Origin of the sequence: Fictibacillus iocasae (genome assembly GCF_042665465.1) — a bacterium.
Taxonomy (GTDB): Bacteria; Bacillota; Bacilli; order Bacillales; family Fictibacillaceae; genus Fictibacillus; species Fictibacillus iocasae.
Window position 1 is genome coordinate 134,538 of record NZ_JBHTCP010000016.1, and the last position, 26,069, is coordinate 160,606.

Here is a 26,069-nt window from a genome sequence, read left to right on the forward strand (position 1 = left end):
GCATGCTGTATGAACCCGTAACCGCCGTACAAGGGATTGGAGAATCTAAACGAGCTGATCTAGAAGCTCTTGGCATTTACTCTGTTATGGACCTGTTAGAATATCTGCCTTTTCGGTATGACGACAACAAGCTGAAAAGTCTGCCTGAGATAGAACACGATGAAAAAGCAACGATTGAAGGGAAGGTTCATTCTGAACCTTCTCTCCGTCATTTTCCAAGGAAAAAATCTAGATTGTCTGTCAGGGTGCTCGTTGGAGAAAAGTTTTTGATCACAGTGGTCTTCTTCAACCGGGCGTTTTTAAAAAGCCAGATTTCCCCTGGACAAACAGTTACACTGACAGGTAAATGGGACAAACATAAAATGACGCTCAATGCATCGGACATTCACTTTGGACCATACAGCAGCGACCAAGCGATCGAACCTGTCTATCCGCTAAAGGGCAACATTTATATGAAGGCGCTCAGAAAAATGATTCAGCAGGCTTTTCATCAATTCGGTAAGGAAATTGAAGATAGCCTGCCTGCTGTTTTTATGCAGCGATATAAGCTGATGAAAAAAGGAGAGGCGCTCTATAGGATGCATTTTCCTGCTTCTTTTGAAGCGTTAAAAATGGCGCGCCGAACACTGGTCTATGAAGAGCTGCTGCTGTTTCAGCTAAAAATGCAGCTGTTTAAAAAAATGAACCGTGATCAATCGGAAGGAAAGTCCCTGCGTATAGACGGAAAGAAAACAATTGAATTCGTCCAATCTCTTCCGTTCACACTGACAGAGGCGCAGCAACGGGTGACGGAAGAAATCATGCACGATTTGAAGTCTCCTTATAGGATGAATCGACTGCTGCAAGGCGATGTTGGTTCAGGAAAAACGGCGGTCGGTGCTGTTGCGCTGTATGCTGCGGTAACGGCAGGCAAGCAAGGGGCGATGATGGTGCCAACTGAAATTCTTGCCGAGCAGCATTATCAGTCTCTGCAGGGTATGTTTGCTCCTTTCGGAATAGAAACCGCCCTGCTGACAAGCTCAGTAAAAGGAAAAAAAAGAAAAGAGATTTTAGAAAAGCTCGCCCTCGGTGAGATATCCGTCATGATAGGCACTCACGCCTTAATACAAGATGAAGTCAACTTTAAAGATCTTGGTCTCGTAATCACGGATGAACAGCACCGTTTTGGAGTGAACCAAAGAAGAGTGCTGAGAGAAAAAGGGGAATACCCGGATGTCTTATTTATGACAGCGACCCCGATTCCGCGGACACTGGCGATATCAGCTTTTGGCGATATGGACGTGTCGACGATCGATGTGATGCCCGCAGGACGAAAGCCGATTGAAACATACTGGGCGAAACATGACATGCTTCCCCGCGTTCTTGAGTTTATTAAAAAAGAACTAGCTAAAGGACGTCAGGCGTATGTGATCTGTCCGCTCATAGAGGAATCGGAGAAAATCGATGTGCAGAACGCGATAGATGTTCACATGCAGCTGTCCTTGTACTTTGGCTCAAGTGCCGCTGTCGGACTCATGCATGGAAGGCTTCATCCGTCTGAAAAAGAAGAGGTGATGAAGAAATTCGCCTTCAATGAAACTCAGATTCTCGTATCGACTACAGTCGTCGAAGTAGGTGTGAACGTTCCCAATGCAACGGTCATGGTTGTCTATGATGCGGACCGTTTTGGCTTGAGTCAGCTGCACCAGCTCAGAGGCCGTGTCGGCAGGGGGCTCGAACAATCATACTGCATCCTTATAGCCGATCCGAAATCTGAAGAAGGACAGGAGCGCATGACGATCATGACCGAAACCTCCAATGGGTTTGAACTGTCAGAGAAAGACCTTCAGCTCCGTGGTCCTGGTGACTTTTTTGGAGCGAAGCAGAGCGGGCTGCCAGATTTTAAGACAGCGGATCTTGTGCATGATTATCGAGTGCTTGAAACAGCGAGAAAAGATGCTGCAGAATTAATTTTTTCTGATTATTTCTGGTCTGACGGCGAATTTGCGCCGCTAAGAGCATCTCTTGAAGCAGCGGGTGTGTTCCAAAATGACCGGCTGGATTAGGTGAAAAGGATTGAAAGCAGAACTCTGGTATTATATACTGCTATTAGTACCTGCTCATAGTAATGATACTGGCAGTGTTTAGGACGGTGTAGGATGAAAAAAAACAAAAAAGAAAGACAATCGCTGCTAGTAGAAACGATAAAAGAGACCCCTTTTATAACAGATGAAGAATTAGCAGAAAAGTTTCAGGTGAGTGTCCAGACGATAAGGCTGGATCGTCTGGAACTGAGTATTCCTGAACTTCGCGAACGAATTAAAACGGTCGCTCAAACTCGGCTCGATGACGTGAGGGCTCTAACGATCGAAGAGGTCATCGGTGAAATGATTGATTTGCAGCTAGATGAATCAGCGATCTCTATTCTTGACATCAAACGTGAGCATGTGTTTTCACGAACGAACATCGCACGGGGGCACCATCTTTTCGCGCAAGCCAATTCACTCGCAGTCGCCATCATAGACGATGAACTTGCGCTCACGGCATCTGCTGAAATCCGTTTTGTCCGCCAAGTTAAAGCGGGTGAGCGAGTGGTTGCTAAGGCAAAAGTAACCAAACGCGGCAGTGACCGCACTGTAGTTGATGTGACAAGCTTTGTAGACAAAGAGACCGTATTTAGCGGAAAGTTCTTGATGTACCGTTCTTGAGGATAAGAAAGGAAGAAGTAAATCAATGAAAATAGCGATAGATGCAATGGGCGGCGACAATGCCCCTGAACAGATTGTTAAAGGAGCGATCCTCGCTTTAGAAAGGTTTCCAGAGCTTTCTATAACGCTCACTGGAGATGAAGCGAAGATTAACTTGTATGCCACACAGAACAGCAGGCTCTCTATTGTGCATACAGATGAAGTGATTAAAAGCAGTGATGAACCTGTTCGTGCAGTCCGACAAAAGAAGAACGCATCCATGGTGCTCGCGGCTAAAGAGGTAAAAGAAGGTCGTGCGGATGCTTGCATCTCTGCCGGCAATACAGGCGCGTTAATGGCGAGCGGATTGTTTGTGGTCGGCCGGATGAAAGGCATCGATCGTCCTGCTCTTGCCCCGACGCTGCCGACGCTGGATGGAAAAGGATTCTTGTTTCTTGATGTTGGGGCTAATATGGATGCCAAGCCAGAACATATTCTGCAATATGCGATCATCGGGTCCATTTATGCAGAGGAAGTGCGGGGAATCGATAAACCGAGAGTCGGGCTCCTAAACGTAGGGACGGAGGATGAAAAGGGCAACGCTTTGTCAAAGGCCGCTTTTGCTCTTCTTTCCGAGGCTCCAGTTCATTTTATCGGAAATGTTGAAGCGAGAGATCTGCTGAATGGAGCGGCGGATGTCGTCGTTTGTGACGGATTTGCCGGAAACCTTGTGCTGAAATCGATTGAGGGTACAGCACTGATGATGTTCGCCATGCTAAAGGATGCACTTACATCAAGCACCGCATCTAAGCTTGCAGCAGCTGTTTTAAAGCCAAAGCTCAAAGATATCAAAAATAAAATGGATTATAGCGAGTATGGCGGAGCAGGGCTTTTTGGACTGAGTGCACCCGTTATTAAAGCACATGGATCTTCCGATGCAACGGCTGTTTACAATGCGATAAGGCAGACGGTCAATATGCTTGAGAAAAAAGCGATTCCGATCATGATGCAGAAAATCAAGGAGTATGAAGGACAAAATCAGGAGGGGTAATGATGGGGAAAACCGCATTTTTATTTCCGGGACAAGGCTCACAGTTTCCTGGCATGGGGAAAGAACTGGCAAAACAATATGCAGCGGCTTCAGACGTTTTTCAAAAAGCAGATCAAGTTCTAGGCTTTTCTTTATCAGAACTGATGTTTCACGGACCTGAAGAGGAGCTGAAAAGAACGGAAAACACACAGCCAGCGCTCCTGACAATGAGCACGGCGGTGGCTGAAGTACTGAAAGAGAATGGCATAACATTTGATTATGCAGCCGGCCATAGCTTAGGTGAGTACTCTGCGCTCGTCGCAGCAAACAGCTTGTTGTTTGAAGAGGCAGTGTATTGTGTCCGTCAGAGAGGTAAGTTCATGGAAGAAGCGGTTCCCTCAGGACTTGGTTCGATGGCCGCTGTACTGGGCATGGAACAGCAGCTCTTAGAAAGCATCACCGCTCAAGTAACAAAAGAGGGGGATTCCGTTCAAATTGCCAACTTGAACTGCCCTGGCCAAATTGTTATTTCAGGTACTGCTTCAGGCGTCGACAATGCATCACTGCTTGTAAAAGAGCAAGGAGCAAAAGTTATTCCGCTTCAAGTAAGCGGTCCGTTCCATTCCGTTTTAATGAAGCCAGCTGCCGAAAAGTTCAGAAGTGTACTGGAGAAGACGAACGTTTCAGATGCATCTGTCGGGGTGGTCGCGAACGTAACAGCTAAGCCCGTAACTGACAGACACGAAATCAAGGAACTTTTAGTAGAACAGCTGTTTTCCCCTGTAAGATGGGAAGAAACGATACGTGAACTCATGGATCTTGGTGTGGATACGTTTGTGGAAGCAGGTCCCGGCAAGGTTTTGAGCGGCCTCGTCAAAAAAGTAAACAGACGGGCCAATGTTTACGCTGTTTCAGATCCAGAAACACTCGCTGCTGTCATCGAGAAACTGAAAGGGGAAAAAGAACATGCTTAACGGAAAAGTAGTACTCGTCACAGGAGCTTCACGAGGAATCGGCCGTTCCATTGCCATCTATCTTGCAAAAAGAGGGGCGAAAGTGGCGGTCAATTATTCAGGAAGCGAGCAGAAAGCCAATGAAGTCGTGAGCGCGATAAAGGAAGCTGGCGGAGAAGCGTTTGCCGTGCAGGCAGATGTATCCAGCGCTGATTCCGTAAACGGTATGGTAAAAGCGGTTATTGACACGTTCGGTTCACTCGATGTACTCGTCAACAATGCCGGCATCACGCGCGACAACCTGATGATGCGCATGAAGGAAGAAGACTGGGATGCCGTGATGAACACGAACTTGAAGGGTGTATTTCTTTGCACGAAAGCAGTGACGAGACAAATGATGAAGCAGCGTTCTGGCCGTATCATCAATATTGCGTCCATCGTCGGTGTTTCAGGCAATGCGGGTCAAGCAAATTATGTTGCCGCTAAAGCAGGCGTGATCGGCCTGACAAAAACGACGGCGAAAGAGCTGTCGAGCCGGGGCATTACGGCAAACGCTGTGGCACCTGGTTTCATCGAAACCGAAATGACAGATGTACTGGAAGATAGCGTAAAACAAGAAATGCTGAAGGTCATTCCGCTTGCCCGTTTTGGACAGACAGACGATGTTGCAGCGGCTGTTGCTTTCCTTGCGAGTGATGAGAGCGGGTATATTACAGGGCAGACACTTCATGTCGATGGCGGCATGGTCATGTAGCATTGGCTATGGTTTTTTGCATGAGAATGCCTTATACTATTGAAAGGAGGTGACACGTATGGCAGACGTTTTAGAAAGAGTTTCAAAGATTGTCGTTGACCGTTTAGGTGTTGACGCTTCTGAAGTGAAGCCTGAAGCTTCCTTTAAAGAGGATCTTGGCGCTGACTCTCTTGATGTGGTTGAACTTGTTATGGAACTTGAGGATGAGTTTGAGCTTGAGATTTCCGATGAAGATGCTGAGAAAATTGCAACAGTTGGTGATGTTGTAAACTACATAAACAGCAAAAACTAACAAGAACATGTTGTTTAAAAAGTCCCGTATCCATACGGGGCTTTATTCCACTTTAGGAAGCTTTTTAACATGGAAGAAAAATTGTCGCAGTTAAAAAGCTGACGAACAAGTATAAAGGCAACTAAGGCTGACTTAAAGGCTTGGCGTCAGCCAAGTTTTCTTAATGATTAATGGGGAAAAGTGAAAGCTTTTGGGAGGAAAACATGAACGTGCATAAAAAAGGATTCAGAAACCGTTTTAAGTCATCTTCAAAAAAAGGGATGGATGACAAAACAAGAGTTCAGAAGGTCGCTCCCCTGCAGGAACGGATCAATATTTCTTTTTCCGATCCAAAGCTTTTGGCACAGGCCTTTACCCATTCATCATATGTGAATGAGCATCGCGGAAAAGCTCACGAAGATAACGAAAGGCTGGAATTTTTAGGAGACGCAGTCCTTGAACTGACGATTTCACAGTTTCTGTTTGCTAAATTTCCAGCAATGAGTGAAGGGGAACTGACTAAGCTTCGTGCGGCGATCGTCTGTGAACCCTCGCTCGTATTATTTGCGAATGAGCTTCGCTTCGGTGATTTTGTATTGTTAGGGAAAGGCGAAGAAAATACGGGTGGCAGGACCCGTCCTGCCCTGTTGGCGGATGTCTTTGAAGCCTTTGTAGGAGCACTCTATCTGGATCAGGGAATTGAGAAGGTGCGAGAGTTTCTGGAGAAACACGTTTTCCCTAAGATAAATGAAGGTGCTTTTTCTCATGTGATGGATTTTAAGAGCCAGCTGCAGGAATATGTGCAGCGAGAAGGTCTGGGGCAGATTGATTATGCAATCGTGCAGGAAAAAGGGCCGGCTCATAACCGGGAGTTTGTTTCTGAGGTCAGGCTTAATGAACAGCCGTTTGGGCTCGGCTATGGCCGCTCCAAAAAGGAAGCGGAACAGCATGCTGCTCAAGAAGCGATCGAGAAAATCGTAAAGAAATGAGAAAACAGCCTCCGCCAAGCTATTCTTGGCGGAGGCTGTTTTTCTGTCTTATTTAGATTTCATCGCTCCAAGTTCTGAAACGATGCCCTCTAAATCTCGCACGCTAAATGAGTTCATTTTCATGATCATATCGTACAATTCTTTAATGTCGTCGTACTTGTCCAGCGAATAGTCTGATCCTTGAATCAAGCCGGAATTCACGAGCTGAAGCTTCTTTTTCATCGTTTCGATCATAAAGTCCAAGTTTTCTTCGTTCTTTGAGTTTAAGTCCATGGCAGAAACCTCTTTCATTACATTAATAGATTCATTTTAGCACAGTAAAGGTGTTGTGCCTATGACCATAGGAAATGTGGTAGAATGAAAAGGTTAAAATACATAAGGGGGATTACATATGTTCCTCAAACGGTTAGACGTAGCAGGATTTAAATCATTCGCAGATAAGATTCAGGTGGAGTTTGTGCCAGGTGTTACCGCCGTGGTCGGACCGAACGGAAGCGGCAAAAGCAACATTTCAGATGCCGTCCGCTGGGTACTCGGCGAACAATCTGCCAAATCCCTCCGCGGTTCGAAGATGGAAGATATCATCTTTGCAGGAAGCGACGGCAGAAAACCGCTGAATGTAGCGGAAGTGACGCTGACACTCGACAACGAAGATCAGCACTTGCCGCTTGAATACAGTGAAGTGTCCGTTACGAGAAGAGTGTACCGTTCAGGTGACAGTGAATACTTGATCAATAAGCAGCCGTGCAGGCTGAAAGATATCGTTGATTTGTTTATGGATTCCGGTCTCGGACGCGAGGCTTATTCCATTATTGGCCAAGGCCGCATAGAAGAGATTCTTTCGAGTAAACCCGAAGAGAGAAGAAAAATCTTTGAAGAAGCAGCAGGTGTTTTGAAATACAAAACACGCAAGCAAAAAGCAGAACAAAAGCTATCGGAAACGCAAGAAAACCTAAACCGCGTAGAAGATATCCTTCATGAGCTCGAAAGCCAGGTAGAGCCATTAAAGATCCAGGCGAGCATCGCGAAGGATTATCTGGAAAAGAAGGAAGAACTGAAAGAAATCGAGACAGCCCTTCTTGTCCACGAAATCGAAGAGCTTCATGAAAAATGGGAGCACCAGTCAGTGCTTGTTGATGAGCTGAAGGTGAAACAAGAACATGCTTCAACGTTTGTCCATGATGGAGAATTCGTCATCGGTGAAACACGGGCAGAAATGCAGCTGCTCGATGACTCGATCAATGAGATCCAGGATGCTTTATTAGCTGCGAGCGAATCACTTGAAAAGCTTGAAGGCAAGCGGGAAGTGATGAAAGAGCGGAAGAAGAATTATAACCAGAATAAAAACAGCATGATGGGCCAGATCAAAGAATTCAAGAGCCGTATTGAACAGTTGAACGAAACACTCGCCCACGAAAAAGAAGTGCTGTCAGGCCGAAAAAAGGCCCTTTTTGCTACGCGTGAAGAACTGAAAGAGCAGCAAAAGAGGCTCGCTTATTCTGAGAAGAACATGGAAGAAGAGATAGAGCGCCTTAAAGGGGATTACTTTGAAAAGCTAAACGAGCAGACGTCTGTCAAAAATGAGATGAGATATTTAGAAGATCAGCTAAAGCTGCAGGCTGTCAAATCAGGAAAGCTTGAAGAAGAAAACGCCCAGTTTACAACCATAAGAACAGATACAGCTGAAAAAAAGGCAGCCGCCTTGCTCGAATGCCAAAAAGCAGAATTAGATTTGAAAGAGAAACTGGATACCTATCAAGCCCTTCGCACGGTGACACTTCAGCGGGAAAAAGAATTTGAAGCGAGCCAGCAAAAGCTTTATCAGGCTTATCATTATATTCAGCAGTATCGTTCAAAGAAGGAAATGATCGAATCCCTGCAGGATGATTACGCCGGTTTCATGCTAGGTGTAAAAGAAGTCCTTAAAGCCAAGGATGGAAAGCTTGCCGGAATTGAGGGGGCGGTGGCTGAACTGATCACTGTTCCAGAGAAACTGGAAACGGCGATAGAGATCGCACTCGGTGCATCGATGCAGCATGTTGTCACAGAAAGCGAACAGAGTGCGATGGCTGCCATCCGCTATTTAAAGCAGCATCGATTCGGAAGGGCCACCTTTCTTCCGCTGACGGTCATAAAAGAACGATCTGTATCTCCAGCTGACCTTCAGCGTATTCAGGGAATGGATTACTTCATCGGGACAGCGGCTGATCTCATCGCATTTGATAACAAATATGAAAAAGTGATAAAAAGCCTTCTCGGCAACGTGATCATCGCTGACACACTTCAAGGTGCGAACGAGTTGGCAAGAGCAGCCGGCCATCGCTACCGTATCGTTACGCTTGATGGTGACGTTGTCAGCCCAGGTGGATCCATGACCGGAGGCAGCGTGAAACAGAAAAGCAGTTCTCTTTTGAGCAGACAGAGGGAGCTCGAGGAATTGACCGAAAAGCTCGCTGTAATGGAAAAACAGACAGCAGCTGCCGAAGAAAAGGTAAAGAAACAAAAAGCTGAACTTGAAGCAGGTAAATCGGAGCTGGAATTCCTCCGTGAACAGGGTGAGCTGCTCCGCATCAAAGAAAACGATCTGAAATCCGCTTTAAAAGAAATCGAACTTGAAGAAAAATCGGTCAACGACAGGCTTCGCCTCTATGACCGTGAAAAGGAATCGTTTGCTTCAGAGAAAAGTTCAGCAGAAGCTCGGCTGCGCCAGCTGCAGCAAGATCTTACTGCGGCAGTAAAGGCAGTAGCGGATCTTGATTCGTTAATAAAAGAATTGGGTGAGCAAAAGAAGCTTCAGCAGTCGTCCTTCGAGCAGACACAAGAATCAGTAACCGCCTTAAAGGTTAAGAGTGCAGAGCTGGAACAGCAGATGCTCAGCCAGCAGGAAAAAGTAGAACGGCTAAAAGAAGAGTTCAGCAACGTAAATGACCAGCTGAAAGAAACGGAAGAAGATTTTTGGCTTCTTGAAGAAGAAATGAATTCCAACTTTTCTGGTGAGGATGTGCTCGACAACCAGATCAAGCAAAAACGGCACGAAAAACAAGGGTCGATGGAACTCATATCCGAGCGTCGCAAGCAAAGGCTGGAAAAGCTTCAGATCGTGGAGGAAAAAGAGGATCTTCTTAAAGAAGCAAAAAGACAGCTCGTTCAGCTTAGCGAAGGTTTAAAAACAGAAGAAATAAGCTTGAACCGCTTGGATGTGGAACTTGAAAACCGATTGACGGCCCTTAGCTCAGATTACAGCTTGTCTTATGAAGGAGCGAAGGGAAAGCATATCCTGACCATACCGGCGAAAGAGGCACGCAAAAAAGTGAAGCTGATCAAGCTTTCAATTGCTGAGCTTGGCAATGTGAACCTTGGTGCTATTGAAGAATATGACCGTGTCAAAGAACGCTTTGAGTTTCTTGCTGCTCAAAGAGACGATTTGAATGAAGCGAAAGAAACCTTATACGGGGTTATTTCAGAGATGGACGAAGAGATGAAAAAGCGCTTTGAAGCTTCCTTCACTCAAATCCGTTCCCATTTCGGTGTCATATTCAGTGAACTGTTCGGCGGAGGGAAAGCGGACCTTGTGTTAACGCAGCCAGAAGATCTTTTAGCAACAGGAGTGGATATATTTGCACAGCCTCCAGGTAAAAAACTTCAGCATCTTGCCCTTTTATCAGGCGGCGAAAGAGCGCTCACAGCAATAGCGCTGCTGTTCGCTATACTGAAAGTCAGACCGGTGCCATTTTGTATTCTTGATGAAGTAGAAGCGGCGCTAGATGATGCGAACGTCAATCGTTTTGCCACATATTTAAAAGTGTTCAGCAAAGAAACGCAGTTTATTGTCGTGACACACCGAAAAGGAACGATGGAAGAAGCAGATGTGCTCTATGGCGTCACGATGCAGGAATCCGGGATCTCTAAGCTTGTTTCTGTAAAGCTAGAAGAAACAAGAGAGCTTGTTCCATCTTAAGGAGGAGGTAATGTATGAGTTTTTTTAAGAAGTTAAAAGAAAAAATCACGGGCCAGTCAGAGTCCGTATCCGAAAAGTTCCGCAGCGGGCTCGAGAAAACCCGTTCATCATTCACATCAAAAGTAAACGACTTGGTGAAGCGTTACCGGAAAGTGGATGAAGATTTCTTTGAAGAGCTCGAGGAGATCATGATTGGTGCGGATGTCGGCGTTCACACGGTCCTGGATATAATAGATGATTTGAAGGACCTTGCACGAACAAAAAACATTCAAGATCCTGCCGAATTAAAGTCAGCGATCTCAGAAAAGCTCGCTCAAATGCTCCATAAGGGTGACAGTGATGGTACACTGAACATCCAGAGTGATGGCATGACGGTCATCTTATTTGTCGGTGTAAACGGAGTCGGCAAAACGACAACGATTGGCAAGCTGGCTCATCAGCTAAAAAATGATGGAAAAAGTGTGCTGCTCGCAGCGGGAGATACGTTCAGAGCAGGAGCGATCGACCAGCTGGAGGTTTGGGGGCAGCGTGCTGGAGTAGATGTTATCAAACATCAAGAAGGCGCCGATCCGGCTGCTGTCGTATATGACAGCATCAAGGCAGCCAAGGCGCGCAACGTGGACGTTCTTTTGTGCGATACCGCCGGGCGTTTGCAAAATAAAGTGAACTTAATGAATGAGCTTGAGAAAGTGAAGCGTGTGATCGAGCGTGAGATACCGGGTGCGCCTCATGAGGTGCTGCTGGTTGTTGATGCTACAACAGGTCAAAACGCTATGAATCAAGCGAAAACATTTGGACAGTCTACTGATGTGACGGGACTCGTTCTCACGAAGCTTGACGGAACGGCAAAAGGAGGCATCGTGCTGGCGATACGCCATGAACTCGACATACCTGTCAAGCTTGTAGGACTTGGCGAAAAGATCGATGACCTTCAACCTTTTGACCCTGACCAGTTCGTTTATGGTTTGTTCTCGTTTAATGAGGAAGAGGAAGAGGAACAAGAATAAATAAAAAGATTGAAAACCGAAAAGTCAAGGCTTTTCGGTTTTTTTTGTTTTTGAGTAACTGGGGTCCGGCACCGAGATGATGGCCTTCGGTATAATGAAGACCGTGATCGGTACCGGACCCCGCTGAGGGAACTGTGGGCCGCGGGGAAGCGAAAGAGGGTTTTGGTTGTTTGGAGGGGTTTGGACTTATTATGTTTTTGGTTGGTTTTTATTCTTGGGGTGAGAGTGGCGAACATGTTCATTGAGGCTTACCTGAGGTCCGGTACCGAGATGATGACCTTCGGTATTAGGGGTTTGAGGTATGTTCTTGCGACAAGAAAAAAACTTGACATCGTATGCTGCGGATAGTATATTGTTATACGTAAAGGCTTTTCACTTAACAAGGGGTGACTCGGCGTGCTTGATAAAACGATGCGTATCAATTATTTGTTTGACTTCTATCAATCATTGCTGACGCCTAAACAAAAGAACTATATGTTTCTTTATTACCTGGACGATTTTTCGCTCGGGGAAATCGCGGAACAGTATGAAGTCAGCCGCCAGGCCGTATATGATAATATAAAACGTACAGAGGCGATGCTGGAGGAATACGAAGAAAAGCTGGGGCTTTTCTCAAAATCTCAGGAACGGGAGCAGCTGCTGAAAGAATTGAAACAGCTGGTCGGAAGTTCTTCTAAGGAGATCTCCGCGATCATTGACCGCCTTGACAAAATGGAATAGGGGGCGACTCATAATATGGCTTTTGAAGGATTAGCAGACCGTCTTCAAAGCACTCTTCAGAAAATCCGCGGAAAAGGGAAAGTGGAAGAAGCGGATGTAAAAGTGATGATGCGTGAGGTAAGGCTCGCCTTGCTGGAAGCGGACGTTAATTTTAAAGTGGTAAAAGACTTCATTAAAAAAGTGTCTGAGCGTGCGGTTGGGCAGGATGTGCTGAAGAGCCTGACGCCTGGCCAGCAGGTTGTAAAAGTCGTTAATGAAGAGCTGACTGCGCTTCTTGGGGGAGAGCAAAGCAAGATTGCCTCAAGCGGCAGGCCGCCGACTGTTGTCATGATGGTGGGGCTGCAGGGTGCTGGTAAAACGACGACTTCTGGTAAGCTCGCGAACCACTTAAGAAAAAAGCATAATAAAAAGCCGCTCATGGCCGCTGCGGACATTTACCGTCCTGCTGCGATCAAGCAGCTTGAAACGCTTGGGAAACAGCTGGACATGCCTGTTTTCTCGCTCGGCGATCAAGTCAGTCCGGTGGAAATTGCCAGACAGGCTGTTCAAAAAGCGAAGGAAGACCACAACGATTATGTTTTCATCGATACGGCAGGACGTTTGCATATTGACGAAAACTTGATGGAAGAGTTGAAGCAGGTTAAAGAAGCGGTGAAACCGGATGAGATCCTTCTTGTTGTGGATTCGATGACAGGACAGGATGCGGTGAATGTAGCGGAAAGCTTTAACGAACAGCTCGGTTTGACCGGGGTGATCCTGACGAAGCTGGATGGCGACACTCGCGGTGGGGCAGCCCTCTCTATTAAGGCTGTAACAGGTCTTCCGATCAAGTTTGTCGGTCTTGGAGAGAAGATGGATGCGCTTGAACCGTTCCACCCTGACCGCATGGCATCACGCATTTTAGGTATGGGTGATGTGCTGACGCTCATTGAAAAGGCTCAAGTGACAGTCGATGAAGAAAAAGCGAAGGAACTGCAGAAAAAAATGCGGGACATGAGCTTTACTTTTGATGATTTTCTTGAACAGATGGGCCAAGTGAAGAAAATGGGACCGCTTGACGAGATACTCGGCATGCTCCCAGGTGCAAACAAAATGAAAGGCCTGAAAAACGTGCAGATCGATGATAAGCAGATCAGCCACGTAGAGGCTATCATTCAGTCGATGACGAAGTACGAGCGTGAACAGCCGGAAGTGATCAACGCAAGCCGCAAAAAGCGGATTGCGAGAGGCTCTGGCCGCCCGATACAGGAAGTCAACAGACTGCTGAAGCAATTTGAGGACATGAAGAAGATGATGAAACAAATGTCCGGCATGATGAAGGGAAAGAAAAAAGGCGGTATGAAATTTCCTTTCATGTAACAGAATTTACAGGTTTACAAACCTGTCAATTTATACTATCATATTATTTTGTGTGAACTATTTTCGGAGGTGTATTTTTAAATGGCAGTTAAAATTCGTTTAAAGCGCATGGGTGCTCACAAAGCTCCTTTCTATCGTGTAGTAGTAGCAGATTCTCGTTCTCCTCGTGACGGACGTTTCATTGAAGAAATCGGATACTACAATCCAGTAACAGTGCCTGCAGAAGTAAAGATCAATGAAGAGAAAGCTCTTCAGTGGATGCAGAACGGCGCGAAGCCATCTGACACTGTGCGCAACCTTTTCTCTAAAGCAGGTTTGATGGAGAAATTCCACAACGCTAAAAACCAAAAATAATTTTATTTTAGGAGAACTGCGATGACAGAGTTAATCGAGACGATTGTTAAAGCTCTAGTGGATCATCCAGAAGAAGTCAGCGTCAGAGAAGTGGAAGAAGGCAGCCGCCTTGTGTATCAGCTTACCGTTCACGCGTCCGATATGGGCAAGGTAATTGGAAAACAAGGGCGTGTTGCCAAAGCGATTCGTACTGTAGTGAATGCTGCAGGAACCAATCACAATAAAAGGATTTCACTCGAAATCGTTTAAAAAGGGATGAGGCCTGCCTCTTCCCTTTTTTTCCACTTTAAGAAGTTATAACGTTGCATATGTGATGATCCTCGACGTAGTCAAAAAAAATTAAGCGTGCAGTCACCTAAGGCTGTCTTAAAGGCATGTTGTCAGCTTTGAGCGCCTAATTGCTGTAAAATGAATACAAAATGCGCGATTGTGAAGGTTAAGGGTAGGACCATCTAAGAAAGTGATGTGAGAGTATGGCAGAGTGGCTGAATGTGGGGAAAATCGTGAACACGCACGGCATCCGGGGCGAGGTTCGTGTGATCTCGAGAACAGATTTTCCTGAAGAGCGGTTTAAGAAAGGGAAGAGGCTGTATGTAGCGAAAGAAAACGGTGAGATGGAGCCAGTTGTGATCGCTGCTCATCGTAAACATAAAAACTTTGATCTTCTAACCTTTGAAGGCTATCCCAACATCAATGATGTGGAGAGATTCAAAGGATTTCTTCTGAAAGTGCCGGCGAGTGAAGAGGTGAAGCTTGAAGAGGGAGAATTTTTCTACCATCAAATCATTGGCTGCAAAGTGTTCACTGATGAAGGGGGAGAGCTTGGTACAGTGAAGGAAATTCTCTCACCGGGTGCGAACGACGTTTGGGTTGTGAAGAGAAAAGGATTAGGATCCGATATCCTGATTCCATACATCCCGCCTGTTGTGAAAAACGTTGATGTTCAAGAAAAAAAGGTGACGATTACGATGATGGAAGGCCTTCTGTAAGATGAAGGTTGATATTTTAAGCTTATTTCCTGAGATGTTTTCAGGGGTGCTTCATTCGTCGATCTTAAAAAAAGCTCAGGAAAAAGGAGCGGTCTCTTTTACGGTTACCGATTTTCGTGATTACGCGGATAATAAGCACCGCAAAGTCGATGACTATCCGTATGGAGGCGGTGCGGGCATGGTGCTTGCGCCGCAGCCTATTTTTGATGCAGCGGCGGCGGCTGCCGCTAAGAGCACAAGCTTAAAAAAGCCGAGAATCGTTTTAATGTGCCCGCAAGGAGAGCGTTTTTCTCAGCGTAAGGCGGAGGAACTGGCAAAAGAAGACCACTTGATCATTATTTGCGGCCACTATGAGGGGTATGATGAGCGGATTCGCCAGCACCTTGTCACGGACGAGATCTCCATTGGTGATTATGTGCTGACAGGCGGCGAGCTAGGGGCGATGGTGATTGTCGATGCTGTGACGAGACTTATTCCCGATGTGCTTGGCAATGAAGAGTCGCATCAGCAGGATTCTTTTTCAACCGGCATGCTCGAGCATCCTCACTATACAAGGCCGGCAGAGTTCCGTGGCTTGAAGGTTCCTGAAGTCCTTCAGTCAGGAAATCATGCAATGATCGACGAGTGGAGAAGAAAAGAATCTCTTAAACGGACATTTGAACGACGGCCTGAATTACTTGAACATATAGAGCTGTCCGATAAGGAAAAAGCATGGCTCGCAGAGTGGAATCAATCGAATTAATTCACAAAGGTGTTCTTGCCATTTATCAGCTTTATATGCTAATATAGTCTTTGTGGCTAAAAGCCCATTATTCCGGTGTTCCGCTGCTCTACTTATGTTAGTATGAACATCTGTTGAAAAGGAGGCAATAACTATGCAACAGCTTATTGCAGATCTAGCGAAAGAACAGTTAAAGAACGATCTTCCTGCTTTCCGTTCAGGTGACACAGTGCGTGTACACGTGAAAGTAATCGAGGGAACTCGTGAGCGTATCCAGCTTTTTGAAGGCGTTGTTATCAAGAAGCGCGGATCAGGAATCTCTGAGACGTTTACTGTTCGTAAAGTATCTTACGGTGTAGGTGTGGAGCGTGCGTTCCCATTGCATTCACCTAAGATCGCAAACCTTGAAGTTGTCCGCCGTGGTAAAGTTCGCCGTGCGAAGCTATACTACCTACGTGCACTTCGTGGTAAAGCAGCTCGTATTAAAGAAATCCGCTAATAATGTTTCAGAAAAAAGGGGCTTGACTACTTCAAGCTCCTTTTTCCATATTAAAATAGATACATACTATAGGCGTAAGTGAGGAAAAGTTATGAAACGAAAGAAAAATGAAACGTGGGAGTGGGTCAAAGCACTGGGTGCAGCGCTGCTTCTAGCCGGCGTCATCCGTTTCTTCCTATTCGCCCCAATCGTCGTAGACGGCCAGTCCATGATGCCGACACTGCACCATCAAGACCGTCTTGTCGTCAACAAGCTGAGCTATGTGATCGGTAAGCCTGACCGTTTTGATATTGTCGTTTTTAAAGCCACAGAAGAAAAAGACTACATTAAGCGTGTGATCGGTCTTCCTGGTGACAAAATAAAGTATAAAAACGACGTGCTGTATGTGAATGGCAAGAAAGTGAACGAAGACTATTTAAAGCCGTATAAGAAAAAAACGAAAGACGGAAACTTAACATATGATTTTACGCTGTATGAAGTAACGGCAGAAAATGTTGTGCCAGAGGGCGAACTGTTCGTTCTTGGGGATAACCGCCGGAACTCAAGCGACAGCCGAAATATCGGAACTGTCAAGATCGATGATATCATCGGAAAAGCGTCTTTTCAGTTTTGGCCACTATCAGATATCGGCTTTGTAAAGTAAAGAGGGTGCATGCATGACCATACAATGGTTCCCAGGGCATATGGCGAAAGCCCGCAGGGAAATAACAGAAAAATTAAAACTGATTGATGTCGTATTTGAACTGGTTGATTCACGTATTCCGCTGGCATCCCGAAACCCGATGATCGATCAAATATTAGGAAGCAAACCAAGGCTCTTATTATTAAATAAAGCGGACATGGCAGACCCGGAACTGACAAAGGAATGGGAACGCTACTTTCGGGCTAAGGGCATTCCCTCTCTCGCACTAAATTCGAGGACAGGAAAAGGTGTCGAGAAGATAGAGGCTGCAGCAAAAGAACTCGTAAAAGAGAAATTTGACAAGATGAGAGCGAAGGGAATCGTTCAGCCTCGTGCGGTGCGCGCCCTTATTGTCGGTATACCAAATGTCGGGAAGTCGACATTGATCAACAGGATGGCTGGAAAGAACATCGCTGTGACGGGCGATAAACCAGGTGTGACGAAGAAGCAGCAGTGGATCAAATGCGGCAAATCGCTCGAACTCCTGGATACGCCAGGAATTCTGTGGCCAAAGTTTGAGGATGAAACGATCGGCAGAAAGCTGGCTGTTACAGGTGCGATCAAAGAGACACTTTTTGATTTTAGTGATGTGATTCTTTTTACTCTTTCATATTTAAAGGAAGAGTATCCAGAGAGGCTGAGAGAACGTTATTCTATCGAACAGTTTCCTGAAGAGACGATCGCTTTGTTCGCAGAAATTGGAAAAAAGAGAGGCTGCCTCGTTTCTGGAGGAGAAATCGACTTCGACCGAGCAGCTGAACTGATTCTTCGTGACTTGAGAGCAGAAAAGCTTGGCAGGCTGACATTTGAAAAGCCAGAAGAATAAACACCAAAAGGCCAGCCGTTTACTTGACGTGCTGGCTTTTTCTTTTTAATTGCGTTGAAGTGTTTATTTGTGATTTATAATTCGTGTGTAATGACGATATAAAGATGACGAACATTGGAGAATACATATGATAAATGACAGCATCAAAATTATTGAAGCAACGGTCAAGGCTGCTATGCCAGAAGAAGTGGCTGAGATTATCAGACGCTATGAAAACGATGAAAGAGCAGGGGTAAAAGCCTTGCTTAAACGTTTGAAGAACAAACAGAACAAAGCGATTGCCGAACAAAACAGGCTGACAGAAATGTATAAATATGAACAATCATGCCACGAGCGCGGAGAAGAAAGGATAGCAGGAGTGGATGAAGTAGGTCGTGGACCGCTCGCAGGACCTGTAGTCGCTGCAGCGGTCATTCTGCCAAAAGGGTGGAAGCCAGAGGGCATCAACGATTCTAAGAAATTGAGTGAAAAATTGAGAAACACGCTATATGAACAGATTATGGAACATGCTCTATGTGTGTCCGTTTCCACCGTAACACCAGAAGATATCGACCGTATCAACATCTACCAAGCATCCAAAAAAGCGATGACAGAAGCGGTATCTTCTCTTGAAATCCCGCCGGATCATGTACTGATTGACGCCATGACGATCGATCTGGATGTTTCACAGACTAAAATTATAAAAGGTGACCAAAAAAGTGTTTCCATTGCCGCAGCGTCAATCATAGCAAAGGTGACAAGAGACGAATATATGAAAAAGCTGCACGAGCGCTATCCGTTCTATGGTTTTTCAACGAATATGGGCTATGGGACGGCTGAGCATCTGCAAGGTCTGAGAGAACACGGTCCGATTAACGAGCATCGAAAAACCTTTGCACCCGTCCAAGCGCTCATCGGCTAAAGGAGTCTAATACAGTGGCACAGATGATGGATTTTCTGGTCAATAAGCTATCCTCTCCTCTTTCTGTTTCAAGCCAGATAACCTTTAAGCAAGGCCAGCTTCTTACAGGGAAAATACTTGAGATTTTTGCGGGAGGAACAGCGGCAGTAAGTCTGAGAAACGGTGTGGTGACAGCAAAACTTGATGCACCGCTCGAAAAAGGCAAGCCGTATTTGTTTGAAGTGCTCGCAGTTCCAAAAGGGGGCCAGCCGGTTTTAAGAGCGGCGGGAAGCATTCAGCATGAAAAGGACTGGACGCTGTTTTTATCAAAAATGGGACTGTCCCCAACACCTGAGCTCGGGGAAGCAGTTTCAGCGCTTGATGAGCATGGTCTCCCCATCACCAAAAAATTAACAGCCGCAGCAGCCATCCTATTGAAGCTGCCCGAACAAAATGAGCAGGTAAACAAGCTGGTGCTTCAGAAAATATCAGAATTGCCGCTGCCTATATCAGAAGAAACCGTAATAGCGCTGCGAGATGCGCTTAACGGTAAACACTTGCAGGAGGAAATGAGCAAGCTTCTGAAATTAGTGAAAAATGAGGCAGGTCCATCGTTCGCTGCTACCAAAACGATCGCCCTGCTCGAAAGCTTTTTAATTCCATCTCGTCATACGAGTGAACAGACAGGAACGGTGACGAAAGCTGTAATCAGCAGTACACAGCCTGATGCCGGAGTTGCACTTGTCAAACAAGCGCCACCTCTCAAAGCGGGAGAAGGCGTAAACAATCATACGGTTCGCTCATCCAATAGCTTCAATGTACAGCCTGTGAAAGATTTATTTAGCGCCGCTGTTGAACGGATGCTAAAGGTTAGCGGCTTGAACCATGAGTTTCAATCACTGCAATCACTGCAAACGCTGCATCCGCCAAATACGGAACACTCCGACACGGTGAAAAAAACGCTGCTGAATCTCCTGAAAGACAGCGATGCCTCACTATCATTAAAGACCCAGGCTGACCATGTCATTAGCAAAATCACTGGGCTGCAGCTATTGAACACAGCATCTGCCGCGGATCCAGCACAGCAGGTTTATTTACAGATTCCCCTGCCAGATGGCTATGCCGCAAAACAGCTCAGTGTCATATGGGAAGGAAAGAAAGAAGCAGGAAACATGCTGGATAAGCATTATTGCCGGATTTGGCTATGGCTTGAACTTCAGCAGCTGAAAGAAGTCGGGATAGATCTGAACATACAAAAGAACACTGCCGTTATTACGATTTACAGCAGCTATAAAGGAATCGAGCATCTAGGAGCAGCAGCAGAAAAAGAACTCAAACATGCGATGCAGCTGATCGGGTACCAGGTGAGTTCGGTTGTATTTAAACAGCCGCCAAAAGAAGAAAAGGGCTTCTCTTGGCAGTCAAAAATGAATGCTTCCCGCAGTTTGGATGTGAAAATTTGAACAGCAGACAAGAAACATTAAAAGCGGTCGCATTGCGATATAAAACCGGTGTGACCGAGTCTCCGGAAGTGATTGCAAAAGGAACAGGCATGACGGCAGCCAACATTCTGTCCCGTGCCGAAGAAAATGGCATTCCCGTTCAAAGTGATCCGTCTCTCGTCTCTCTTCTTTCTAAATTGGAAATCAGCGAGCAGATCCCGCCGGAACTGTATGCGGCGGTTGCAGAAGTTTTCGCTTACGTTTATACGCTTGATAAAGAGGCGGAGAAAAAAGCATAGCGCATTCCTGTTATGGGCACCTTACTTAAAAAAGGAGGATTATGGAATGCCAAAAAACAAACTGGATGTTAGCGGTGCTGATCAGGCAGCCAATCAGTTCAAGGAAGAGATGGCTGAAGAATTTGGAATGTTCCGGCCTGCTGCAGAACGAGATGTTATTACACCCAAGCTAGTGGAAAAAGCGCGTAAAAAAACCGGAAAATGAAAGAATCGGCTAAAAAAGCTAACGATTTTCGGAAAACGTTCTGAGTGAATAGGCAAGCGGAAACCATTTTCTGCTTGTTTTTTTCTATTTCGATACTTGAATGCGCTTGCAATTTTCTGAAGAATGGTAGACAGTACAGGCTTGTTTATATACAATGATAACGGTAGTTTAAGTTTTTACCATGACAGGAGGATGGAGAGAGATATGAATATCCACGAGTATCAAGGAAAAGAGCTTCTAAAAAAATATGGTGTGGCTGTTCCAAACGGAAAAGTAGCGTTTTCTGTTGAAGAAGCTGTAGAGGCCGCGAAAGAGCTCGGAAGTGCCGTTTCAGTCGTTAAAGCCCAGATTCATGCAGGCGGCCGCGGTAAAGCGGGCGGTGTAAAAGTGGCAAAAAGCTTAGACGAAGTGCGTACATACGCAAGCGAGATTCTAGGGAAAGTGCTTGTAACACATCAGACAGGCCCAGAAGGCAAAGAAGTTAAGCGCTTACTTATTGAAGAAGGCTGCGACATTAAAAAAGAATATTATATCGGTCTTGTGCTTGACCGTGCCACTTCACGGGTCGTCATGATGGGATCAGAAGAAGGCGGAACAGAGATCGAAGAAGTGGCTGAAGCGACTCCGGAAAAGATTTTTAAAGAAGTGATCGACCCGGCTATCGGCCTTCAAAGCTTTCAGGCACGCCGTCTCGCTTATAACATCAACATTCCGAAAGAACTTGTCAATAAAGCTGTTAAATTTATGATCAGCTTATACACGGCATTCGTTGAAAAAGACTGCTCGATTGCAGAGATCAACCCTCTTGTTGTGACAGGAGACGGCAACGTGATGGCTCTGGATGCGAAGCTGAACTTTGATTCTAACGCGCTGTATCGCCACCCGGATATTATGGAGTACCGTGACCTGGAAGAAGAAGATCCAAAAGAGATCGAAGCTTCCAAATATGACCTGACTTACATCGCGCTTGATGGTAACATCGGCTGCATGGTAAACGGAGCTGGACTTGCGATGGCTACGATGGACATCATCAAGCATTACAGCGGAGATCCGGCAAACTTCTTAGATGTTGGCGGCGGTGCGACGACAGAGAAAGTAACGGAAGCGTTCAAAATTATTCTTTCCGATAAAAACGTAAAAGGAATCTTCGTCAACATTTTCGGCGGCATCATGAAGTGCGATGTAATCGCTAACGGTGTAGTAGAAGCAACGAAGCAGGTCGGTCTTGAGCTGCCGCTTGTCGTGCGTCTTGAAGGAACAAATGTTGAACTTGGGAAGAAAATCCTAAAAGAATCGGGATTAAACATCACGGCAGCTGATTCCATGGCTGACGGAGCAGAAAAAATCGTCGCATTGGTTAAGTAATCAAACAATACAAGAAGGGTGGAGCAAAAGAGCATGAGTATTTTTATTAATAAAGATACAAAGGTAATCGTTCAAGGGATCACCGGCGCGGTAGGACTATTCCACGCGAAGCAAATGATCGAATACGGAACACAGATTGTCGGCGGTGTAACGCCTGGTAAGGGCGGAACGGAAGTAGAAGGCGTTCCTGTCTTTAATACGGTCGAAGAAGCGGTAAAAGCGACTGGTGCGAACGCGTCTGTCATTTATGTGCCACCTGCATTCGCAGCTGAGGCGATCGTGGAAGCGGTCGATGCGGATCTTGACCTGGCTATCTGTATTACAGAAGGCATTCCTGTTATGGATATGGTAAAAGTGAAGCGATACATGGAAGGAAAACGCACGCGTCTTGTTGGTCCGAACTGTCCGGGTGTGATCACTCCTGAAGAATGCAAGATCGGCATCATGCCTGGCTACATTCACATGAAAGGCCATGTCGGTGTTGTTTCCCGTTCTGGAACGCTCACGTATGAAGCGGTTCACCAGCTTTCGCAAAATGGCATCGGACAGTCTACAGCGGTCGGCATCGGCGGAGACCCTGTTAACGGCACTGATTTCATCGATGTATTAAAAGCGTTCAATGAAGACGAAGACACATATGCGGTGATCATGATCGGCGAGATCGGCGGCACAGCAGAAGAAGAAGCGGCCGAGTGGGTAAAAGCGAACATGACGAAGCCGGTAGTTGGATTCATCGGCGGCAAAACGGCACCTCCAGGAAAACGTATGGGGCATGCTGGTGCGATTATTTCCGGCGGCAAGGGAACAGCCGCTGAAAAGGTTAAAACGATGGAAGCATGCGGCATTAAAGTGGCAGAGACGCCTTCTGTAATGGGAGAAACGCTTATTTCTGTCCTGAAAGAACACGATTTGCTTGACCGCTGCATCACACATAAAGCAAAAGCATAATCAGGCGGCAGTATTTATCTGATGCTTTTGCGCTAAATGAGGCAAAGGCTCCCTTTTTGGGAGCCTTTGCTCATATATGACGAGCTTTTTAAAAGGAGGAAGCTATAGAATGGATCGCGAGAGGCTGCTCATGCTTCATCATTGCGAGGGCATAGGATGGAAACATATTCATCATTTTTTAACATTTGACCCGACATTGGAAAAGATCTATAAAATGAGCAGCAGGGAATTGAGCGGATTCTTTCATTTAAAGACAGATACAGCTGCCAGACTTAGCCGGCATCTGACAGTTTCATCTTTTAAAAAGCTTGCAAACTTCTATAGAAGAGAGAAAATCTCTCTCATTGTCATGGGAGACGAGCAATACCCTTCACTGTTACAGTGTATATTCGATCCGCCATGGGTATTATATGCAAAAGGGAACATTGAATATTTTTCCAGAACCTCCATCAGTGTAGTAGGGACGCGAAATCCTACACCGTATGGGATCAGCAGTCTCAGGCAGATCCTTGTTCCTCTCATTGAAAAAGGCTGGACGACTGTCAGCGGGTTAGCCGCTGGAATTGACACCGAAGTACACAGATTGTCCGTCATCAGCCAACGGCCGACAATCGCTGTCTTAGGCCATGGTTTAGGGACGCTCTACCCCTCACGAAATGCTGAGCTCGCAGGCATGATAGAGCAGCAAGGCATTTTAGTGACAGAGTTTCCGTTTTATAATAAGCCGAATAAGTGGCAGTTTCCTCAAAGAAACCGGATCATAAGCGGCCTGAGCCCAGGAACGCTAGTCGTTGAAGCGCGTGAAAAAAGCGGTTCGCTCATCACGGCCGATCAGGCGCTGGATCAGGGCAGAGAGGTGTTTGCCGTACCAGGACCAATCCATGAACCATGCAGCTTTGGGACGAACTCTTTAATCCAAAATGGAGCAAAATTAACCGCATGCAGTGATGACATTTTAACTGAATATCCGAAATATTTCAGTAAAGCGTTTTCTTAAAGAGTTTGACAAAGTATGAAACATTATTTAATAATAGGGAAGATTTTATTAAACCCTTAAAGGGGGATATTCTGGAAAAATGGAAAAATACCTAGTAATCGTTGAATCTCCCGCAAAAGCAAAGACAATAAAGAAATATTTAGGGAGCAAGTATGATGTGAAAGCTTCGATGGGTCACGTGCGGGACCTGCCACGAAGCCAGATCGGCGTAGACGTCGAAGAAAATTATGAGCCGAAATATATAACCATTCGGGGCAAAGGCCCTGTTTTAAAAGAATTGAAAACAGCCGCTAAAAAAGCGGATAAAATATTTCTCGCAGCTGACCCGGATCGCGAAGGAGAAGCGATCGCATGGCATTTAGCCCACAGCCTCGATATTGAGCTGGATTCGGATTGCCGCGTTGTATTTAATGAGATCACAAAAAATGCGATCAAAGATTCATTCAAACGGCCGCGTAAAATCAACATGGATTTAGTCGATGCCCAGCAGGCGAGACGCGTGCTCGACCGCCTTGTGGGATATAAGGTCAGTCCTCTTTTATGGAAGAAAATAAAAAAGGGATTGAGCGCCGGTCGAGTACAGACCGTAGCAGTCAGGATGATCGTCGAGCGCGAACGTGAAATTGAAGCGTTCAAACCAGAAGAGTATTGGAAGATCAAGGGCATCTTCGGCTCGGAAAAAAAAGAATTTGAAGCCCAGTTTTATGGAATGGACGGCAAGAAGAAAGAGCTGTCGAATGAAGGTGAAGTAAAAGACATCTTAAGCAAAATAAAAGGAAAGAAATTTCTTATCCAGTCTGTCCAAAAGAAAGAAAGAAAGCGAAACCCTTCACCGCCTTTCATCACCTCCTCTTTACAGCAGGAAGCAGCGAGAAAATTAAACTTCCGTGCAAAAAAGACGATGATGATCGCACAGCAGCTATACGAGGGAATTGATCTGGGCAAAGAGGGAACAGTTGGTCTGATCACCTATATGAGAACAGACTCGACACGTATTTCTGATACGGCAAAGCAAGAAGCGCTTGAATTCATCACGAAGGAATACGGAAAAGAGTACACAGCCGGTGAACGTGCAGAAAAAAAGGCAGGGAAAAACGCTCAGGATGCCCATGAAGCGATTCGGCCCACATCGGTCATGTATCAGCCATCTAAACTAAAGGAGTATTTGTCACGCGACCAGCTGCGTCTGTACCGCCTCATATGGGAACGCTTTGTGGCGAGCCAGATGGCATCAGCCGTCCTGGATACGATGACGGTCGATCTAGAAAATAACGGAGTCATCTTCCGTGCAAACGGATCTGCTGTAAAGTTCCAAGGATTCATGAAAGTCTATGTGGAAGGAAACGATGACGGCAAGGAAGAGAAAGACCGCCTTCTGCCCGATTTGAAGGAAGGCGAATCGGCTGAAAAACAGGAAATAGAACCGACACAGCACTTTACTCAGCCGCCGCCGCGATATACGGAAGCCCGTCTTGTCAGGACGATGGAAGAGCTCGGAATCGGACGTCCGTCGACTTACGCTCCAACACTGGATACCATTCAAAAGCGAGGATACGTGGCGCTGGACGATAAGAAGTTTGTTCCGACTGAACTCGGCGAACTCGTCCTGCAGATGACGCTTGAATTCTTCCCGGAAGTCTTCAATGTTGAGTTCACCGCCAAAATGGAAAGCGAACTGGACGAGGTAGAAGAAGGAAAAGAGAATTGGATCAAGATCATCGAATCCTTTTACCAAGGCTTCGAAGAGAAGCTGAAGATAGCGGAAGAGGAAATGCAAAAGGTTGAAATCAAGGATGAGCCTGCAGGAGAAGACTGTGAAAAGTGCGGCAGTGAGATGGTGTTCAAGATGGGCCGCTTCGGAAAATTCATGGCGTGCTCCAACTTCCCAGACTGCCGCAACACAAAAGCGATCGTGAAAGATACAGGAGTGCCTTGTCCTGAATGCAGCAATGGTACGATCGTGGAGAGAAAAAGCAAAAAGAAGCGGATCTTCTACGGATGCAACACATATCCGGACTGTGAGTTTGTTTCGTGGGACAAACCGCTTGCAAGAAAGTGCCCGAAATGCGATAGTATGCTAGTGGAAAAAAAGCTGAAAAAAGGGAAAGCCGTGCAATGTGTCAAGTGCGACTATTCCGAAGAGCAGGAAAAGTAA

Annotated in this window: 27 protein-coding genes; 26 read left to right on the forward strand and 1 reads right to left on the reverse strand. The window is 46.0% G+C overall.

Going from position 1 to position 26,069, the window contains the following annotated elements; all coding sequences use genetic code 11:
- Positions 1 to 2: 2 nt before the first annotated feature.
- The 7 genes from recG to rnc all read left to right on the forward strand — a co-directional run bounded on the left by recG (position 3) and on the right by rnc (position 6,663).
- Positions 3 to 2,045 (forward strand): ATP-dependent DNA helicase RecG, encoded by a 2,043-nt coding sequence (recG, locus tag ACFQPF_RS10605; protein WP_379749401.1) that lies wholly within the window; start codon positions 3 to 5, stop codon positions 2,043 to 2,045.
- Between the two features lie 93 nt (positions 2,046 to 2,138).
- Entirely contained in the window at positions 2,139 to 2,687 is a 549-nt protein-coding gene (gene fapR, locus ACFQPF_RS10610; RefSeq protein WP_379749403.1) for a transcription factor FapR, read from the forward strand.
- Positions 2,688 to 2,712: 25 nt separating this feature from the next.
- Entirely contained in the window at positions 2,713 to 3,717 is a 1,005-nt protein-coding gene (gene plsX / locus ACFQPF_RS10615; RefSeq protein WP_379749405.1) for a phosphate acyltransferase PlsX, read from the forward strand.
- 2 nt (positions 3,718 to 3,719) lie between these two features.
- Positions 3,720 to 4,670, forward strand: coding sequence for an ACP S-malonyltransferase (gene fabD / locus ACFQPF_RS10620; protein ID WP_379749696.1), 951 nt, complete (start codon positions 3,720 to 3,722; stop codon positions 4,668 to 4,670).
- Entirely contained in the window at positions 4,663 to 5,403 is a 741-nt protein-coding gene (gene fabG, locus ACFQPF_RS10625; protein WP_379749407.1) for a 3-oxoacyl-[acyl-carrier-protein] reductase, read from the forward strand. Before fabD ends, fabG begins: the two co-directional genes overlap by 8 nt.
- Before the next feature lie 58 nt (positions 5,404 to 5,461).
- On the forward strand, positions 5,462 to 5,695 hold the full coding sequence (gene acpP, locus ACFQPF_RS10630) for an acyl carrier protein (RefSeq protein ID WP_094250846.1): 234 nt from the start codon (positions 5,462 to 5,464) through the stop codon (positions 5,693 to 5,695).
- Between the two features lie 260 nt (positions 5,696 to 5,955).
- Positions 5,956 to 6,663: a ribonuclease III gene (rnc, locus tag ACFQPF_RS10635; protein ID WP_379749698.1), complete on the forward strand. Its 708-nt coding sequence runs from the start codon at positions 5,956 to 5,958 to the stop codon at positions 6,661 to 6,663.
- Positions 6,664 to 6,711: 48 nt separating this feature from the next.
- Here rnc and ACFQPF_RS10640 read toward each other — a convergent pair whose 3' ends face one another.
- Positions 6,712 to 6,936 (reverse strand): DUF1128 domain-containing protein, encoded by a 225-nt coding sequence (locus ACFQPF_RS10640; RefSeq protein ID WP_379749409.1) that lies wholly within the window; start codon positions 6,934 to 6,936, stop codon positions 6,712 to 6,714.
- Between the two features lie 118 nt (positions 6,937 to 7,054).
- Between ACFQPF_RS10640 and smc the strand changes: the two genes are divergently transcribed.
- The 19 genes from smc to topA all read left to right on the forward strand — a co-directional run bounded on the left by smc (position 7,055) and on the right by topA (position 26,069).
- Positions 7,055 to 10,621: a chromosome segregation protein SMC gene (gene smc / locus ACFQPF_RS10645; protein WP_379749411.1), complete on the forward strand. Its 3,567-nt coding sequence runs from the start codon at positions 7,055 to 7,057 to the stop codon at positions 10,619 to 10,621.
- A 14-nt stretch (positions 10,622 to 10,635) separates the two neighbouring features.
- Positions 10,636 to 11,628: a signal recognition particle-docking protein FtsY gene (ftsY, locus tag ACFQPF_RS10650; protein ID WP_379749413.1), complete on the forward strand. Its 993-nt coding sequence runs from the start codon at positions 10,636 to 10,638 to the stop codon at positions 11,626 to 11,628.
- Between the two features lie 396 nt (positions 11,629 to 12,024).
- Positions 12,025 to 12,348 (forward strand): putative DNA-binding protein, encoded by a 324-nt coding sequence (locus ACFQPF_RS10655; protein ID WP_379749415.1) that lies wholly within the window; start codon positions 12,025 to 12,027, stop codon positions 12,346 to 12,348.
- 15 nt (positions 12,349 to 12,363) lie between these two features.
- Positions 12,364 to 13,707 (forward strand): signal recognition particle protein, encoded by a 1,344-nt coding sequence (ffh, locus tag ACFQPF_RS10660; RefSeq protein ID WP_379749417.1) that lies wholly within the window; start codon positions 12,364 to 12,366, stop codon positions 13,705 to 13,707.
- 81 nt (positions 13,708 to 13,788) lie between these two features.
- Positions 13,789 to 14,061: a 30S ribosomal protein S16 gene (gene rpsP, locus ACFQPF_RS10665; protein WP_094250839.1), complete on the forward strand. Its 273-nt coding sequence runs from the start codon at positions 13,789 to 13,791 to the stop codon at positions 14,059 to 14,061.
- Positions 14,062 to 14,082: 21 nt separating this feature from the next.
- Complete coding sequence (locus tag ACFQPF_RS10670; protein WP_379749419.1) at positions 14,083 to 14,310, forward strand: KH domain-containing protein; 228 nt, start codon at positions 14,083 to 14,085, stop codon at positions 14,308 to 14,310.
- A 224-nt stretch (positions 14,311 to 14,534) separates the two neighbouring features.
- Positions 14,535 to 15,050 carry a ribosome maturation factor RimM gene (rimM, locus tag ACFQPF_RS10675; RefSeq protein WP_379749421.1) on the forward strand — a complete coding sequence of 172 codons (516 nt, stop codon included), beginning with the start codon at positions 14,535 to 14,537 and terminating at the stop codon, positions 15,048 to 15,050.
- 1 nt (position 15,051) lies between these two features.
- On the forward strand, positions 15,052 to 15,792 hold the full coding sequence (gene trmD, locus ACFQPF_RS10680; RefSeq protein WP_379749423.1) for a tRNA (guanosine(37)-N1)-methyltransferase TrmD: 741 nt from the start codon (positions 15,052 to 15,054) through the stop codon (positions 15,790 to 15,792).
- A gap of 133 nt (positions 15,793 to 15,925) precedes the next feature.
- Positions 15,926 to 16,270 (forward strand): 50S ribosomal protein L19, encoded by a 345-nt coding sequence (rplS, locus tag ACFQPF_RS10685; protein ID WP_094250835.1) that lies wholly within the window; start codon positions 15,926 to 15,928, stop codon positions 16,268 to 16,270.
- A 91-nt stretch (positions 16,271 to 16,361) separates the two neighbouring features.
- Positions 16,362 to 16,913, forward strand: coding sequence for a signal peptidase I (lepB, locus tag ACFQPF_RS10690; RefSeq protein ID WP_379749425.1), 552 nt, complete (start codon positions 16,362 to 16,364; stop codon positions 16,911 to 16,913).
- A 13-nt stretch (positions 16,914 to 16,926) separates the two neighbouring features.
- On the forward strand, positions 16,927 to 17,778 hold the full coding sequence (ylqF, locus tag ACFQPF_RS10695) for a ribosome biogenesis GTPase YlqF (RefSeq protein WP_379749427.1): 852 nt from the start codon (positions 16,927 to 16,929) through the stop codon (positions 17,776 to 17,778).
- 127 nt (positions 17,779 to 17,905) lie between these two features.
- The gene (locus tag ACFQPF_RS10700) at positions 17,906 to 18,679 is read left to right on the forward strand and encodes a ribonuclease HII (protein WP_379749429.1); all 774 of its coding nucleotides are present in this window, start codon (positions 17,906 to 17,908) and stop codon (positions 18,677 to 18,679) included.
- 14 nt (positions 18,680 to 18,693) lie between these two features.
- On the forward strand, positions 18,694 to 20,121 hold the full coding sequence (locus tag ACFQPF_RS10705) for a hypothetical protein (RefSeq protein WP_379749431.1): 1,428 nt from the start codon (positions 18,694 to 18,696) through the stop codon (positions 20,119 to 20,121).
- Positions 20,118 to 20,399 (forward strand): EscU/YscU/HrcU family type III secretion system export apparatus switch protein, encoded by a 282-nt coding sequence (locus ACFQPF_RS10710; RefSeq protein WP_379749434.1) that lies wholly within the window; start codon positions 20,118 to 20,120, stop codon positions 20,397 to 20,399. Before ACFQPF_RS10705 ends, ACFQPF_RS10710 begins: the two co-directional genes overlap by 4 nt.
- 46 nt (positions 20,400 to 20,445) lie before the next feature.
- Positions 20,446 to 20,604, forward strand: coding sequence for an alpha/beta-type small acid-soluble spore protein (locus tag ACFQPF_RS10715; protein ID WP_379749436.1), 159 nt, complete (start codon positions 20,446 to 20,448; stop codon positions 20,602 to 20,604).
- Positions 20,605 to 20,808: 204 nt separating this feature from the next.
- Positions 20,809 to 21,969: an ADP-forming succinate--CoA ligase subunit beta gene (sucC, locus tag ACFQPF_RS10720; RefSeq protein WP_379749438.1), complete on the forward strand. Its 1,161-nt coding sequence runs from the start codon at positions 20,809 to 20,811 to the stop codon at positions 21,967 to 21,969.
- A gap of 33 nt (positions 21,970 to 22,002) precedes the next feature.
- Positions 22,003 to 22,917, forward strand: a complete 915-nt coding sequence (gene sucD / locus ACFQPF_RS10725) for a succinate--CoA ligase subunit alpha (RefSeq protein WP_379749440.1) — start codon at positions 22,003 to 22,005, stop codon at positions 22,915 to 22,917.
- Positions 22,918 to 23,026: 109 nt separating this feature from the next.
- Positions 23,027 to 23,914 (forward strand): DNA-processing protein DprA, encoded by an 888-nt coding sequence (gene dprA, locus ACFQPF_RS10730; protein ID WP_379749443.1) that lies wholly within the window; start codon positions 23,027 to 23,029, stop codon positions 23,912 to 23,914.
- A gap of 79 nt (positions 23,915 to 23,993) precedes the next feature.
- The gene (gene topA / locus ACFQPF_RS10735; RefSeq protein WP_379749446.1) at positions 23,994 to 26,069 is read left to right on the forward strand and encodes a type I DNA topoisomerase; all 2,076 of its coding nucleotides are present in this window, start codon (positions 23,994 to 23,996) and stop codon (positions 26,067 to 26,069) included.

Coding starts and splice junctions, on each gene's coding strand:
- acpP (WP_094250846.1), top strand. CDS start 5,462: ATGGCAGACGTTTTAGAAAGAGTTTCAAAGATTGTCGTTGACCGTTTA.
- sucD (WP_379749440.1), top strand. CDS start 22,003: ATGAGTATTTTTATTAATAAAGATACAAAGGTAATCGTTCAAGGGATC.
- smc (WP_379749411.1), top strand. CDS start 7,055: ATGTTCCTCAAACGGTTAGACGTAGCAGGATTTAAATCATTCGCAGAT.
- ftsY (WP_379749413.1), top strand. CDS start 10,636: ATGAGTTTTTTTAAGAAGTTAAAAGAAAAAATCACGGGCCAGTCAGAG.
- rplS (WP_094250835.1), top strand. CDS start 15,926: ATGCAACAGCTTATTGCAGATCTAGCGAAAGAACAGTTAAAGAACGAT.
- ffh (WP_379749417.1), top strand. CDS start 12,364: ATGGCTTTTGAAGGATTAGCAGACCGTCTTCAAAGCACTCTTCAGAAA.
- rimM (WP_379749421.1), top strand. CDS start 14,535: ATGGCAGAGTGGCTGAATGTGGGGAAAATCGTGAACACGCACGGCATC.
- dprA (WP_379749443.1), top strand. CDS start 23,027: ATGGATCGCGAGAGGCTGCTCATGCTTCATCATTGCGAGGGCATAGGA.
- ACFQPF_RS10715 (WP_379749436.1), top strand. CDS start 20,446: ATGCCAAAAAACAAACTGGATGTTAGCGGTGCTGATCAGGCAGCCAAT.
- rnc (WP_379749698.1), top strand. CDS start 5,956: ATGGATGACAAAACAAGAGTTCAGAAGGTCGCTCCCCTGCAGGAACGG.
- fapR (WP_379749403.1), top strand. CDS start 2,139: ATGAAAAAAAACAAAAAAGAAAGACAATCGCTGCTAGTAGAAACGATA.
- fabG (WP_379749407.1), top strand. CDS start 4,663: ATGCTTAACGGAAAAGTAGTACTCGTCACAGGAGCTTCACGAGGAATC.
- ACFQPF_RS10640 (WP_379749409.1), bottom strand. CDS start 6,936: ATGGACTTAAACTCAAAGAACGAAGAAAACTTGGACTTTATGATCGAA.
- fabD (WP_379749696.1), top strand. CDS start 3,720: ATGGGGAAAACCGCATTTTTATTTCCGGGACAAGGCTCACAGTTTCCT.
- sucC (WP_379749438.1), top strand. CDS start 20,809: ATGAATATCCACGAGTATCAAGGAAAAGAGCTTCTAAAAAAATATGGT.
- trmD (WP_379749423.1), top strand. CDS start 15,052: ATGAAGGTTGATATTTTAAGCTTATTTCCTGAGATGTTTTCAGGGGTG.
- recG (WP_379749401.1), top strand. CDS start 3: ATGCTGTATGAACCCGTAACCGCCGTACAAGGGATTGGAGAATCTAAA.
- lepB (WP_379749425.1), top strand. CDS start 16,362: ATGAAACGAAAGAAAAATGAAACGTGGGAGTGGGTCAAAGCACTGGGT.
- ACFQPF_RS10700 (WP_379749429.1), top strand. CDS start 17,906: ATGATAAATGACAGCATCAAAATTATTGAAGCAACGGTCAAGGCTGCT.
- ylqF (WP_379749427.1), top strand. CDS start 16,927: ATGACCATACAATGGTTCCCAGGGCATATGGCGAAAGCCCGCAGGGAA.
- ACFQPF_RS10670 (WP_379749419.1), top strand. CDS start 14,083: ATGACAGAGTTAATCGAGACGATTGTTAAAGCTCTAGTGGATCATCCA.
- plsX (WP_379749405.1), top strand. CDS start 2,713: ATGAAAATAGCGATAGATGCAATGGGCGGCGACAATGCCCCTGAACAG.
- rpsP (WP_094250839.1), top strand. CDS start 13,789: ATGGCAGTTAAAATTCGTTTAAAGCGCATGGGTGCTCACAAAGCTCCT.
- topA (WP_379749446.1), top strand. CDS start 23,994: ATGGAAAAATACCTAGTAATCGTTGAATCTCCCGCAAAAGCAAAGACA.